Raw genomic sequence first — 13,552 nt, 5'->3', positions numbered from 1 at the left:
TCCTTGCAACGACCCCAGCCAGCGAACTGGTCACAAGTCAGACGGTGGACTACCGAGCGAGACGCCGGCAAGGAAAATCGGCAGGCCGACGATAGCAACGGCGGCGGCGCTGGCTGTGACGACTGGGATGAAAAGCACGCCCAGTCCGAACGGCGTAGGCAGCACCGGGAGTACCGGTAGCATCGACAGTACGAACCCGATAGCGGCCGTTTTCATCGCTAGCCGACGGTTCCCGTGGCCGACTGCGTACCCGGCCGGGAGAAGCACGAACGCGGGTCCAAGAACTAACAGCGCCGACACCGGGGGCGTGAATCCGTCAGCGACGACCATCGGCGCTACCGCCATCGTCGCTCCCAGCGCGATGCCCGCTCCGACTACTGCACCGCCAACGACCGCACGATAGCTCGCACGCTCACGGACACGCCGCTGTGAAAGTGCGATTCCACACACGAACAGCGCAGTGCCACCACCGAACAGCGGTGCCGCTATCCCACCCAACCGCAAAACGCCCGTCGCTCCAAGCAGCGACAGGGCAGTCGCGAGCGCGCCGAAACCGGCGAATGCGACGCCCGCGGAGTCCCGGACTCGTTTGAAGTCCCAATCGAGCCAGGAGACCCCTCCGGCGGCAGCGCCGATCAAGAGGGTAAACACCGCTGCGGGGAGCGTGATGTATGCGAGCGCCTTCACCGCCATCACGGGACCGAGAAGTGTTCCGACCGCGAGGAGACTCAACACCGGCCCAAAGGCCGTGTCACGGGGGACGAACGTCACGACACGCCCGTCGTTCAGTTCGGTCATCGTCATCCGCTGGCCGTCGTCCGAGACGGTCGCGCCGTCGATGGCCCGCCCGACGCGCATCCCATCAGGGGCAATGACGACAAGCCGGTCGGCACCGAGGCCGTCGAGGTTTCGATACCCGTAAGCTTCAGTAAACTCGCCAGTGCGGACCGCCCCGCCGACAGACCCCTCGGCGAAGTCGGTCTCACGGTAGCGCAGCGTTATGACGCCGTCGCCGGAGACGTTCGCGCTCAGAAGCTCGGTGTCCCACATCGCTCTGTCGGCGATAGCGGTCCGGAGGCTCTCGTTCGCCCGGAGACGTGCAACTCCATCTGAGTTAGACAGGCGGTTGTGGACGACCCACGTTGCGCTTCCGTTATCGGTGACGGCGACGGTTGCGTTGCTGTGGGTGACAGTGACCGAGACGCCGTGGGATTCGGCCGTCGATTCGAACGACTCGCCACAGGCGTCACACAGCGGCCGCGGCGGGGGTGCTGCCCCGGCGGGCATGGCGGCGGCAAGGAGCGGTGCACAGACCAGACAGAGGAGGGCGAGATGGCGGAGTCGGCGTGGGACCATATAACATATCTATCCTGTCATGTGTTAAGAGCCTTCGATTACTCAAACAACAGTTACACCAACACGGACGACGGGTGACTCTTCGACCAATACCGCTCTGACAATTGTACCGCCTTTTAGATGTACGTCTCGGCGAAACCATTGGTAGATTATCTGGGATGTTCTTATTCAGTATAACAACTTATATCGACAGAACCACGATGGTAGGCAGAACGCCGTGACAGCAATCGAGATCGAGTCGCTCAGGAAGTCGTACGGCGACGTGACCGCGATAGCGGACCTCTCGCTCAGTATCGACGACGGTGAGTTCTTCGGGTTGCTTGGTCCCAATGGCGCTGGCAAGACCACGACAATGGAAATACTCACCGGGCAGCTTAGTCCGGACGGTGGACAGGCGGCGGTACTCGGTGTCGACCCAGCGACGCAGCCAACAGCGGTCCGTGAACGGGCGGGAATCCTCCCGGAGAAGGAGTCACCGCCGAGTTTCATGACGCCGCGCGAGTACTTCGACTTCGTCGGTGCTATCCGGGGTATGCCCGACCAGGCGGTGACCGAGCAGACCGACTCGTGGGCCGACCGCCTCGGCTTCACTGCCAAACTCGACACGCTGTCCTCGGACCTTTCGCGGGGCCAACAGCAGAAAGTGATGATCGCCGGTGCGTTCTTCCACGAACCGGACGTCGTGTTCATCGACGAACCGCTGGCGAACCTCGACCCGATCGTTCAGGAGCGGGTCAAGCGATTCCTGCGTTCGTATCGGGACGCCGGCAACACGATCGTCGTCACCACGCACGACGTAGACGTCGCCGCCGAACTCTGCTCGCGGGTCGGCATCATGTACGGCGGCGACCTCGTCGCCGACGTCCGTCCGGCGGAACTCGACGCTGACGTGACGCTCCTCGACGTGTTTCTGGACAACGTCGACGCAACAGTGGACCGGGGAGCCAACCCGCTGACACATGAGTGACGGACGGGCGCGCAGGGTGTTCGTCGAGATGCTCCGCGAGGAGTGGCGACTCCACAGCCGGCTCTTCGGCGGCAGTCACTTCTCCCTGTTTCCGGTGTTCATCTGCCTGCTCGTTGGCGGCGCAGCCAAGCTTCTCGCTGTTACCGGGACCGAACCGAAAACCGTGTTCGCCGGGCTCCACGCACTGGTGTTCGTCTTCGGTCTCCACACGGGGTCTCTCGGATTTGTGGGACGGGATGCCCTCCGGAACCTTCTCGGTGACGTGACGCTGCTGGTGTTCTCTGCCCGCACGCTCCCGCTGTCACAGAACACGCTGCTGGGGCTGTTCGTCGTCAAGGACAGTGTCTACTACGCAGTGCTGTTTCTGCTGCCGATCTCTCTGGGAACGGTGCTTGCAGTCCACGGCGTCGCCGGGCCCCTCTTCGTCGCTGCGACTGTCTCCCTTTTGTGGACGACCCTGGCACTGACGTTCGTCCTCGGGATGGGTACGACGATTGCGGCCCTCGGTCTCGCCGGCCGCGGCGTTCCCGGTCTGGCGCTACTTGCGGCCCCACTCGTCGGAGTCGGTGCAGCGCTGTCCAGCGGTGTCGATGTCGTCTCCTACACCCCCTACGGCCTGTTTCTCGCTCAGACTCCCCTGCGGGTCGGCGTGACAGCGACCGGCATCCTCGGCGTCTTTCTGCTCGGGGCTCTCACCTTTGACGCGACCGCGCCTCGCTCTGCTCGAACAGTCGAACCGGCCTTCCGCCGGTGGTGGCGGCGGATCGGTGACCCAGTTGCAACGAAGAGCCTGCTCGACATCCACCGGAGCGCAGGCGGGTTCGGGAAGGTCCTCTTCTCGGCGGCGGTGCTGTTTGGTGTCACCGCCGCGCTGGTCGATTTCGCCGGCCAGATAACGGGCGTGCCACCGTCGACCGGAATCTCGTTCGGTGCGATTCTCGGGCTCTCGGGATTTACGACGTATAACTGGCTCACGCAATCCGACGACGTTACCCTGTACTTCGCCCATCCCCTCTCTGTGAACGCCGTTTTCGCGGGGAAGTTCCGGGCGTTCCTCCTGCTCGGCCCGCTGGTCGGACTCGCGTTCTACGGACTCGCACTGGCCTGGCGTGGCGGGCCGGTCGCCGAGGCGGTCGTCGGGGCCGTCCTGCTCGTCGGTGTCGCCTGCTACATCTTCGGCACCACCGTGTACCTCACCGGCCTCTCTCCGAACGAGTTCCTCTTCGACACGGCCCTGTTCGCTGTTTTCGGCGCGGCAATGGTCCTCCCGCTGGTCCCGATCCTCATCGCCGGGTTCGCCATCTCACCGCTGTCCGGGCCCCTGCTTGCCGCGCTCGGTGGGTCTGGTGGCGTCCTGGGCGCGATCGGCGTCGGCCTTTACCGTCGGTCGTTACCGAAGTGGTCGACGCGGTATCAGCAGGCCTGAACTGCAAAAGCAGCCGTCCGTGACGACGAATAGGACACAATCAACCGGAATGTATCGGTAACGCGGTCGACGTAACCGAATGCGGGCCCCGTGGTATCGCTGTCGGAGTCCTGCTCTGAATATATTCGCACAAAGGCTCTCTACGGCAGCTAGCGACAGATAGATCGCATGGCAGCACAGCAACTCGATCTCCGAGAGATTCCACCGCCGAAGCGTCATCCGAAAATCTTCGATGCGTTCGAGGAACTGGACAGCGGAGAGGCACTGACGATAGTCAACGACCACGAGCCGACGCCTCTTTATCACCAGATGGCTGCGGAGCGACAATCGTTCGACGCCGAGAACTACACTGTCGACCGCATCGGTCCGAACGAGTTCATCGCGACCCTCCCGAAGAAGTAGCGACAAACTCGGAGTCTAAGTCCCGGTTTCCGAATAGCTTTTATCGGGCAGTACTGGTACTTGGATATGGACCGCCGTACCGCGAGGCTACTGAACGGCGTGCTAGCGTTATGCTGTCTCGCGCTTGTCTTCGCCGCTGTGTATCCATTCAGTACTGCGAGCCCACACGCGGAAAATCCGGTTGACGAACGGTTTACCGTCCCCGAGTCCGACGAATACCGGGCGTCGGGAGCGATTGTCGCGGATAGTGAGACAGCGCTCGAATTCGAGGGCGCTGTGACCGCTGACGGCGGCCGCTACCTGTTCATTGACGAGGGCGATGTCCAAGCTGAACAGTATCAGGCGTCGCCGGGCGACCCGGTCTACAGCCGTATCGTCGTCGACGACGGCGGCAGCACCGACCGCCGGCGAGAGCAGATCCAGAGCGATACTGATCGGGAACTCCTCCGGGAGACCCGGACTGACGGGGCCGTCACGTTCATCGTCAAGCAGGAGTCAGAGGATGTGGCGGACGATGTCTCGGGAGCGGCGTCGGTAGTCGTCAGGAGCCTGTACATCGTCGAATACGAACGGGAGGCCGACACCGCTCAGGCAGCGACCGCCTACAGGCCGAAAAACGGCTGGTACGAGGGGAGGGAAACGTACCACGTCACCGGGGCTACGGGGACAGTGCGAACAGTCGGTGACACGACTGACGTTCGCTCCGCGACAGTTACGTGGGACCTGACGAAGTCCGCGGGGACGTATGCAGAACTCGCCCTGGGCAGATTGGCAGGGAAAGCACCGGAAACATACGACCTCTCCTTCGAGTTCGAATCGGGTGAGACGACAGTGAATCGGCCGTCGTGGGTCACCGACGCCCGTACTGAACGTAGCGGACAGTCACAGGACGCGTCGTAACGGCAGGGCTGTCGTGTACGGTCTGTATGGAGCCGCCAGCCCTCGGCGACCCGTTAAGAGTGAAGACTAAGCGCTGTAGAGACTGGGCTACAGGCAGTAGAGTAGAAAACTGCGGTCGGCTTCCCCTCCACGGGCTGAAAGTGCCACGTTCGCCGCGTGTATGGTCGGTTTTATTTTCTTCCCCGCGAACCATCGGGCAGAATGGCATCCTACGTCGCGTTTGACCCCGCCGTCGAAATCAACGGGCAAACGGTACTTACGATAGTCGAAGAGGCGATGGGGAAGTTCTCAGACGAGTACCGGGAACGGGCGCTAACGGCGCTCGATGCGGAGGGAATCACCGACCCGGCGGCCGACGAGTGGTACCCACAACAGGCCTGGCTGAACGCGTTCGAGACGATTGCCGACGACCTGCAACCGCACGTCCTCGACCGGCTCGGCGAACAGATCCCGCGTGTCGCTGACTGGCCGAACGATTTCGACTCTGTTCCGGCGGGGCTCCAGTCGATAGACGAGGCCTACCAGCGCAATCACCGTGGCGGGGACATCGGGCACTACCGCTTCGAATCTGTTGGCGAGCGGACCGGCGAGGTGACGTGTGAGAACCCGTATCCGTGCCCGTTCGACCGTGGCCTCATCCGGGGTGTCGCCCAGCAATACGCGCCGGTCGGCGCGTTCGTGTTCATCGAAGAAACGGGTGAGACGTGTCGTCGGAACGGTGACGATACGTGCACGTACACCGTCTATTGGTAACGCGGTGACTACCGCTCGTAGGTCTCGAGCGCCTCGCGGAGTTCGGCGGCGGAGTACTCCGACGCGAGCTGTACGATCTCCTCTAGGTCTTCGTACGTCTCACGGAGATTTCGAACGCGCTCCTGCTCGCGAGTCTCTGCCAGCACCTGCTCTTCCGCCCGGCGGATGGTCCTGAGCGTCGTCTGGACTTCCCGTTGGATGTACTGTTGGAACACGTCCTGCAGGATGAACCAGACCTCACGTTCGGCCTCGAAACGGACTCGCCTGCCGCCCCCCTCAGACGACCTGCGGTGGATGAGCCCGATACGCGATAGCGTCCGCGTGACGTTACTCACGGTCGATTTCGCGTAGCCCGTTTCTTCGACGAGCTCCGGGATGGAGAGCGGGTCCGATGCGAAGTACAGCACGCCGTAGATGCGCCCGGCGCTTCGGCTGAGGCCGTACACCTCGGCCGACTGCTCCATCGATTCGATGACGCGTTCGCGTGCGACCGCGCTGTCGTCATCACTCATGCATCCGAACTGGCTGCCCTGTTTGCCGCGTGTCCTGCTGCGTCATACCTCTGGCTATTGATTCCGTAAGTATTAAATTGTTTGATTGGTTTGTTCGGATTGAGCCGAACAAACAGAAGCGAACGGCAATACCCTCTACAATCCATGGCAAGCGTCTTCCCCCATCACCCGCCGGTTGACTATGCACCCCGAGAGCAGACGAACGTCGTAGTCAACGGTACCGAACCGACCGACGTCCTTCAGATCCTCTCGTCCGAGGCCGCGCAGGAGATACTGGGGGCGGTCGGGGACGAACCGCGGACCGCGTCGGATATCGCGGACGCAGTCGACCGCTCGCTCCAGAGCGTCTCCTATCACCTCGACCGTCTCTGTGAGGCTGACCTTATCGAACCCGCCGAAACGTGGTACTCGGAGAAGGGGACGGAGATGACAGTGTACGCCCTCGCCACGGAACGACTCGTCGTACAGTTCGGTGACAGCGCTGACCGGTCCGTGTAGCGTCACCAGCCGTTTCGAGCACTGCCCCTTCCCGGGAGTTTGCAGTCATGAACGGCTTTGTTTTCGCTGTCGAGGCAGAAGACAAACAGACCTATTGGACCCCTTCTCGTACGCCGACTATGGACGACGGGACGGGCGCGGAACAGCTGACGGCGACAGTGCGACAGCGTGTTTCGAGCGCACTGGACGCCGACGCTCAAAGCGCGACGGCACTCGACGGCGGGGAAGTCGGGTCGGTCTACCGTGTGTCGTTTCGCGACCGTCCTGACGTGGCGGTGAAAGTCGACGACTCGCCGCTCGGAATCGAGGCGGCAATGCTTCAGTACCTCGACCGTGACACGCCGCTTCCCGTTCCGGACGTCCTCCACGTCGAACCGGAACTGCTCGTGCTGTCGTTCGTCCGCGGAGACGGCCGATTCGGTGAACGGGCCGAACGCGACCTCGCGCGCCACGTCGCGTCTCTCCACGACGTCTCGGCTGACGCGTTCGGCTTTCCGTTCGATACCCTTTCGGGGCCGTTCAGCCAGTCGAACCCGTGGACCGAGTCGTGGATCGACTTCTTCCGCGAGCGACGACTACTCCCGTTCGCAAGGGCTGCACGGGACGCTGGGGCCCTGCCAGCCACCGAGTTCGACCGGGTGCAGCGACTGGCGGAAACGCTCGACGCTCGTCTCGTTGAACCGGCCACGCCGTCGCTGCTGCACGGCGACATCCACCCCGGAAACGCTGTCGTGGCTGACGGAACCGTTCGGGCCGTCCTTGACCCAGCGATATATTTCGGCCACGCTGAAGTGGACCTGGCGTACGTCGACCGACTGGACTCGATCGGCGCTGCGTTCTACGATGAGTACCGCCGCCACCGAGATCTCTCCGAGCGGTACTTCGACGAACGGCGTGACGTGTATGTCGCCTTCCACGCCCTGGAGAACGTCCGGTTTTACGGCGAAGACGGACTCCCGAAGTTCGACAACGCGTTGGACCGCCTCGGGGTGTAAAAACTGAGAGCGGTGGATTCGCCCGCCGTTCCGATGGCCGACTCAGTCAGCCAGCGAGATGTTCTGCCGGAGGTCGTCTTCGATTGCCTCCAGCGTCCGGCCCTTGGTTTCAGGGACGTAGCGGTAGACGAACAACAACCCTACGAGGCTGCAGAGGCCAAACAGCCAGAACGTCGCTGAGGTTCCGACGCCGTCAGTCAGGACGGGGAAGGTCAGCGACACGAGGAGATTCGCACCCCAGTTGGCGACGGTGACGACACCCATCGCCGACCCGCGAACGGAAAGCGGGTATATCTCAGAGATCAGGAGCCAGAAGACCGGGCCGAGACCGATTGCGAAGAAGGACACGAACAGCATCAGACTGATCGTGGCGATGACGCCGAGGCCCCCGCCGAGACCGGGAAGGTAGAACACAGTACCGAGGACGGCGAGCGTCGCGACCATTCCACCGACACCGACGAGGAGCAGTCGACGCCGACCGACACGGTCGACGAGCAGGATCGCCACGACGGTCATCACCACGTTGATCGTCCCGATACCGACTGTCGCAAGGATTGAGGCCACGTTTCCTAGCCCGGTGGATTCGAGAATCGTCGGGGCGTAGTAAATGACCGCGTTGATGCCGGTGATCTGTTGGAACACGGCGAGTCCAAGCCCGACCACGAGCGCTGGACGGAGCCACGGAGCCAGCAGGTCCCGAACGCCGGTTTCGGACTGTGTCTCGACGGTCTCCTCGATCTCGCCGAGTTCCTCCTCGACGCCGCCGGACCGCGTCCGCTTGAGGACGGCTCTGGCTTCGTCTTTTCGCCCGTGTTCGAACAGCCAGCGTGGACTTTCGGGCATTTTCAGGATGCCGATGGCCAGCACGACGGCCGGGACCATCCCGGCACCGAGCATCCACCGCCACGCGCCCGCGTCGGCGAACGCGTAGTTGACGAAATACGAGAGGAGGATTCCGGTGGTCACCATGAGCTGATTGAGCGAGGTGAGCCCGCCGCGAATCCTGGGCGGCGCGATTTCGGAGATGTACAGCGGGCCGACAATCGACGCGAAACCGATAGCGACGCCGTCGATAAGCCGACCGGCGACGAGGACGGGGACAGTCGGCGCGACTGCCATCGTGAACGACCCGACGAAGAACACGATGGCCGCGATGAGGATGAGGCGGCGGCGACCGAGGCGGTCGGCTAACTGGCCGCCGACGGCCGCACCGGCCGCGGCCCCGGCCATCGCACCACTGACGATGATCCCCTCGACGAGCGGCGACATGACGAACGAGTCCTGGATGAACAGGAACGCGCCCGAGATGATCCCGGTGTCGAACCCGAACAACAGTCCGTTCAGCGCGGCTAACGCGGAGACGACGTAGACGAACCGGTCGCCGTCACCGCGGAGGACGTTTCGTATGGTGGCTGTGGACATCTGTGTAAAAATGAACTCGAATCTGTGTAAAAGTCTTTCCAAGTCTTTTCGCACCACGGTGAAGCCACTGGGGGCGGGCGGCGTCGGGCAAGGCCCGGAGCGCAGTCTGCCCGGTCATCGGTCGCGAACGAACGTAACCGGGCACGGAGCGTTCAACATCACCTCCTGAGCCGTGCTCCCGAAGATAGCCTTCCCCGCCGGAGAGCGCTGCCGCCCGCCGACAATCACGCGGTCGGCGGACACGTCTCTCGCGATCGAAACGATACCCTCCCCACTCGTCCCAGTCGTCGCGCGGGGGATAGTCGTCAGCGACTCGGCTTCTAGCTCGTCGATGATGTCCTGTGTGACCGACATCTGTGCGGCCAGCTCGTCCGGGTCGATGTTTTCGTCCGGCGTTTCGAGCAGTTGCTCTACCGCCTCCCGGTACGAGTCCGGATCGAACACATGTGCGATAATTACTGTCGCGTCTGTCGGCACCGTGACTTCAGTAACGGCGTCGACGAGCGTGTCGACGCGGGCGTCGTCGCGGCTACCGATCGCGAGTAGCACGGTTTCGAGGCCGCGCGAATCGGTCGCTGCTGTCACTTCAGTCATCAGCACTGAGCTTCGCTGCCGGGGTAAAAAGAAGCTGCTATGAGTTTACTATAATTATAGTAATTATTTATATTCAGATATATGACCCGCTTCCACCGCGACGGGGACATCCAGCCACTCCTATGAGAGCGGGTGTCGCGGTGGAACGGACCTGTCTCTCACTCGGCAACTCCTTCTGTAATAATCCTCGCGAGGCGTTCTCGGTCGAACAACTGCGCCTCTGTGAACGTCTCGGGGAAGTAGCACTTCGCGTACCGTTCGATCATGAATAGGTTGTGCAACGGGCCGGTGTAGATCGGACCGCCGCGAAACACCCTGTCGTTCTGGACGGCCCTCAACCGGCTGCCCACTTCGTGCTCTTTCATATGGGCGAGCACTGAGTTCTCGAACTCCTCACGGGTCTTCCCCTCGCGATGGTATCGCAGAAGGAGTGAGTCTGGATCTATCTCCAGCAACGCTTCGTAATCGAGCGACTCCGAGCCGGAGTACCCCTCGATTCCGGTGTCCGAGAACGCGTCGGCAATTCCGAGCGTTTGGAAGTGTTCCTTGTTGGCCCCGTTCCCGCTGATCCGATACGGCGTGAACGGTTCCGGCTCCTCGCCGGCGAACATGAGCGCGGCGTTCGGTCGCTCCTCTGGTGCCGAGAGCCGAGCCTGCACCGTTTCGGTTAGCTCGTCGTGGATTGAACGGATCGCCTCGAAGCGCGTCCGTTCCTGAACCATCTCAGCCACCTTCTCGAAAGCCTCGTACAGGCTGTAGTACCGGTAGTTGTGCCAGTCGTCAGTCTGTCGGAAAACGAGGTTTCCGATAAACGGAGCGACGTTCTCCCGGACTTCCGTGAGGTCGGACTGTTCCCATGCTTTGAGCCAGTGTGTCAGTGCGTGCGGATCGATGAGATGCAGATCCGCGTCCATCTCGTAGAACGCCTCCTTCGAGACGCCGTCGCTCCAGAGCTGTGTGAGGGCGTCGAGGTCTATAGACACTCCATCGAGTTCCTCGTAGTGCAGCGTCTTGTACCGTCCACGGTACCAGATTGATTGTACTGCGTCGCCGTGACCGAGCGCGACCAGCATATCGATGTAGTCCGCGGTGAAGGGGGCGATTGTCTCGGGCACAGTTTCGAACTCGACGGTTCCGACTGGCTCCATCGTCACCGAATACGTTCCGTCGGAAGTCGCTGGCCCGGTAGCGCTCGGTTCGGTATCCGTGGTCCTGTCGCCGGTCCCGGCTTCCGAAGATTCCTGACTGCTGTTGCCCGAACATCCGGCGAGTAGTCCACCGAGGGCGAGTGTACCACCGCCTTTCACGACTTCTCTCCGCGTCGGTCGTTCGAACGTTGCTCCGTCCGGGCCACTCATTCGAACTCACCCGTGACGATATCGGCGATTCGCTGCCGGTCGAAGAGTTCGGTGTCGGAGGTCACGTCGCCGAAGATATCGGGATAGAGTTGTTGGGCCGCCCGTTCGGTCAGGAAGAAATTGTGAATCGGACCCTGCCGGAGGTAGCCACCGCGATACACGCGTCCGTTCTGTACCGCGGTCAGTTGGCTCCCGACGTTGTGGTCCTGCATGAACTGCAGGACGGTCTCCCGGAACTCGGTCGCAGATTTTCGCTCGTGGCCGCGGACGAGGATAACGTCTGGGTCGACTGAGAGAAGGGTTTCGTAGTCGTACTCGCCCCGGTTGGTTGTGCTGAGGTTCTCGATATCGGTTCCGGCAAGCGCGTCGGTGACGCCGAGATCACGCCACTGCTTCTTGCTCGTGCCGTTGTCGTTCAGCCGATAGGGCGAGAACGACTCCGGCTCGTCGGTGCCCTCGAACGTAAGGAGGACGTTCGGACGCTCATCAACTGGCGGGAGCTGACTCTGCAGGTCCGCGATGTAGTCGTCGTGTAGTTGTCTGAACGCCTTGTATCGAGCCTGTTCTTGGAAGACCTCGGCGACCTTTTCGAAGGCCTGATACAGGGTGTAGTACCGGTAGTCGTGCCACTCGTCGGAGCGACGGAAGATCAGATTCCCGATGAACGGAGCGACGTTTTCGGCGATTTCGTCGACGTCCGACTGCGACCAGTCGAACCAGTTGACGAGCATCTCTGGGTCATAGAGGTGTACGTCGCTGTCGAGTTCATAAAACTCCTCTTTCGTTCGGACCTCCGGATTCGCGTCAATCGTCTCCTGGTCGACGGACACACCGGGAAGCTCGTCGTAGACGTACGTGTAGTAGCGGTCCGCCCCGCCGATACCTGTGAGGCCATCGGCTTGTCCGAGTGCCACGCCCATATCGGCGTAAGTGCCACCGTAAGGGAGCCACCGCTCGGGAACCGTCTGGAACGTAACGTCGCCCACTGGCTCCATATTGACGGTGTATGATTCAGTCTCAGTCGCTGTTGGGGTCCCGGTTGTCTCCGTTGGCTCAGTCGCAGTGGAGTCCGTGGCGGAGTTGCTCGAACACCCGGCGAGCAAACTGCCGCCCGCGATCAGCCCGGCACCCTTGATATAATCTCTGCGTGTCGGCTGTTCAAGCGTCGTTCTATCGGGGTCAGTCACTGTCCCTCACCCGTGATTATGTCAGCGACGCGCTGGCGGTCGAACAGCTGTTCCTCGACGGGGAGTTCGGGGTATGGCTCGCCGTCGACGTAGCCCGGCCACTCACCGAACTGGTCGGGGTACAGTTGTTTCGCTGTCATCTCTGTCTGGAACAGATTCAGGATCGGACCCTGCCGACGGGCACCCTGAGCGTATATCCGCCCCTCTTGGACGGCAGTCATCTTTCTCAGTACCTCGTCGTCTGCCAGTTGTGACCGAATGTCGTCGAGGTTGTGGTACCCCGTCATCGGCCCGAGGACGAGCAACACGTCCGGGTCGGCGTCGAGAAGCAGTTCGGAGTCGAGCGTGATATTCCGCCCGTCGTCGCCGTACTCGTCACCGACGGCGTCGGCTAACGCATCGGTAGCACCCAGCGGGCGGGTGTGGGCAGCGTAGTAGCCCGGGTGGTTCATTTTGTACCCCCATATTTTCTCGTCGGATGTGGAGAACAGGACCAGAGCCGCACTCGGCCGCTCCTGTTCCGGGGGCAGGCCCGCTCTGATAGTCTGCAGCATCGATTCGCGGACCGATGTGAGTGCCTCGTACCGGTCGCTCTCGCGAAACACCTGCGCGATCTTTCCGAAGATTTCCCAGAGCGTGTAGTATTCGTACGCATCGGCCCAGCCTGATGGCGGTTTCTGATGAGTGCCGCTGAGCGTGTTCCCGAACCACGGGCCGACGTTCGAGCCTATCTCTTCGAGGCTACTGTCGTCCCATCCCTCGGCCGTGGCAACCTTCGCTGGGTCCGCTATATGGACATCGCTATCGAGTTCGTACAGTTTCTCTTTGGTCGGCGGCCACGAGGAGTATAGCCCATCCCAGTCGACCGTGACGCCGTCGAGTCGGTGGAGGAACTTCTGATACAGCGACTTGCGGTATTCGGGCGCGTGCATCGCGTTGATCGCGTCGCCTCGCCCAAGCGCGACCAGCATGTCTACGTGGTGGCCCAGTATCGTGAACACACTCTGGGGGACCGTTTCGAACTCGACGGTTCCCATTGGCGACATTGTAACCGAGTATCTCCCGTCCTCCGACGTTGATTCGTTCGACGAGCCTGACTCACTTCCCGTACTCTTCTCGGCCGGAGTTGATTCGGGTCCGGACTGACCTGCACAGCCCGCCAGCAAGCCTCCGCTCACCACC

At 62.0% G+C, this 13,552-nt stretch carries 14 protein-coding genes; 7 read left to right on the top strand and 7 right to left on the bottom strand.

Annotation, left to right across the window (positions count from 1 at the left end; genetic code table 11):
* Positions 1–30: 30 nt before the first annotated feature.
* Complete coding sequence (locus VI234_RS11825) at positions 31–1,356, bottom strand: hypothetical protein (protein ID WP_336330114.1); 1,326 nt, start codon at positions 1,354–1,356, stop codon at positions 31–33.
* A 217-nt stretch (positions 1,357–1,573) separates the two neighbouring features.
* Here VI234_RS11825 and VI234_RS11820 point away from each other — a divergent pair, with 217 nt between their 5' ends.
* The 5 genes from VI234_RS11820 (at position 1,574) to VI234_RS11800 (ending at position 5,804) form a co-directional block, all read left to right on the top strand.
* Complete coding sequence (locus tag VI234_RS11820; RefSeq protein WP_336330113.1) at positions 1,574–2,323, top strand: ABC transporter ATP-binding protein; 750 nt, start codon at positions 1,574–1,576, stop codon at positions 2,321–2,323.
* Entirely contained in the window at positions 2,316–3,749 is a 1,434-nt protein-coding gene (locus VI234_RS11815; RefSeq protein ID WP_336330112.1) for a hypothetical protein, read from the top strand. Before VI234_RS11820 ends, VI234_RS11815 begins: the two co-directional genes overlap by 8 nt.
* Positions 3,750–3,917: 168 nt before the next feature.
* The gene (locus tag VI234_RS11810) at positions 3,918–4,151 is read left to right on the top strand and encodes a DUF2249 domain-containing protein (protein WP_008311900.1); all 234 of its coding nucleotides are present in this window, start codon (positions 3,918–3,920) and stop codon (positions 4,149–4,151) included.
* A gap of 66 nt (positions 4,152–4,217) precedes the next feature.
* Positions 4,218–5,051 carry a hypothetical protein gene (locus VI234_RS11805; protein ID WP_336330111.1) on the top strand — a complete coding sequence of 278 codons (834 nt, stop codon included), beginning with the start codon at positions 4,218–4,220 and terminating at the stop codon, positions 5,049–5,051.
* A 201-nt stretch (positions 5,052–5,252) separates the two neighbouring features.
* The gene (locus tag VI234_RS11800; RefSeq protein ID WP_008311902.1) at positions 5,253–5,804 is read left to right on the top strand and encodes a hypothetical protein; all 552 of its coding nucleotides are present in this window, start codon (positions 5,253–5,255) and stop codon (positions 5,802–5,804) included.
* A gap of 8 nt (positions 5,805–5,812) precedes the next feature.
* Here the strand turns inward: VI234_RS11800 and VI234_RS11795 are convergent, their stop codons facing one another.
* On the bottom strand, positions 5,813–6,316 hold the full coding sequence (locus VI234_RS11795; protein ID WP_008311903.1) for a GbsR/MarR family transcriptional regulator: 504 nt from the start codon (positions 6,314–6,316) through the stop codon (positions 5,813–5,815).
* 144 nt (positions 6,317–6,460) lie between these two features.
* Here VI234_RS11795 and VI234_RS11790 point away from each other — a divergent pair, with 144 nt between their 5' ends.
* Positions 6,461–6,814 carry an ArsR/SmtB family transcription factor gene (locus VI234_RS11790; protein WP_008311905.1) on the top strand — a complete coding sequence of 118 codons (354 nt, stop codon included), beginning with the start codon at positions 6,461–6,463 and terminating at the stop codon, positions 6,812–6,814.
* 119 nt (positions 6,815–6,933) lie between these two features.
* Entirely contained in the window at positions 6,934–7,809 is an 876-nt protein-coding gene (locus VI234_RS11785) for a fructosamine kinase family protein (RefSeq protein ID WP_336330110.1), read from the top strand.
* Positions 7,810–7,851: 42 nt separating this feature from the next.
* Here the strand turns inward: VI234_RS11785 and VI234_RS11780 are convergent, their stop codons facing one another.
* The 5 genes from VI234_RS11780 to VI234_RS11760 form a co-directional block, all read right to left on the bottom strand.
* Positions 7,852–9,231: a sugar porter family MFS transporter gene (locus tag VI234_RS11780; RefSeq protein WP_336330109.1), complete on the bottom strand. Its 1,380-nt coding sequence runs from the start codon at positions 9,229–9,231 to the stop codon at positions 7,852–7,854.
* 114 nt (positions 9,232–9,345) lie between these two features.
* Positions 9,346–9,825 carry a universal stress protein gene (locus VI234_RS11775; RefSeq protein WP_008311912.1) on the bottom strand — a complete coding sequence of 160 codons (480 nt, stop codon included), beginning with the start codon at positions 9,823–9,825 and terminating at the stop codon, positions 9,346–9,348.
* 158 nt (positions 9,826–9,983) lie between these two features.
* Positions 9,984–11,183, bottom strand: a complete 1,200-nt coding sequence (locus VI234_RS11770) for an ABC transporter substrate-binding protein (RefSeq protein WP_336330108.1) — start codon at positions 11,181–11,183, stop codon at positions 9,984–9,986.
* Complete coding sequence (locus VI234_RS11765; protein ID WP_336330107.1) at positions 11,180–12,370, bottom strand: ABC transporter substrate-binding protein; 1,191 nt, start codon at positions 12,368–12,370, stop codon at positions 11,180–11,182. The genes VI234_RS11770 and VI234_RS11765 overlap by 4 nt, the downstream gene beginning before the upstream one ends.
* Complete coding sequence (locus tag VI234_RS11760) at positions 12,367–13,407, bottom strand: ABC transporter substrate-binding protein (protein WP_049943023.1); 1,041 nt, start codon at positions 13,405–13,407, stop codon at positions 12,367–12,369. The genes VI234_RS11765 and VI234_RS11760 overlap by 4 nt, the downstream gene beginning before the upstream one ends.
* Positions 13,408–13,552: the final 145 nt, after the last annotated feature.

The sequence above is a fragment of the Haloarcula sp. CGMCC 1.2071 genome (assembly GCF_037078445.1).
In the GTDB taxonomy this organism is placed as follows: domain Archaea; phylum Halobacteriota; class Halobacteria; order Halobacteriales; family Haloarculaceae; genus Haloarcula; species Haloarcula amylolytica.
Note: the sequence above shows the minus strand (reverse complement) of the source record. Positions and strands in the feature narration are given on the sequence as shown.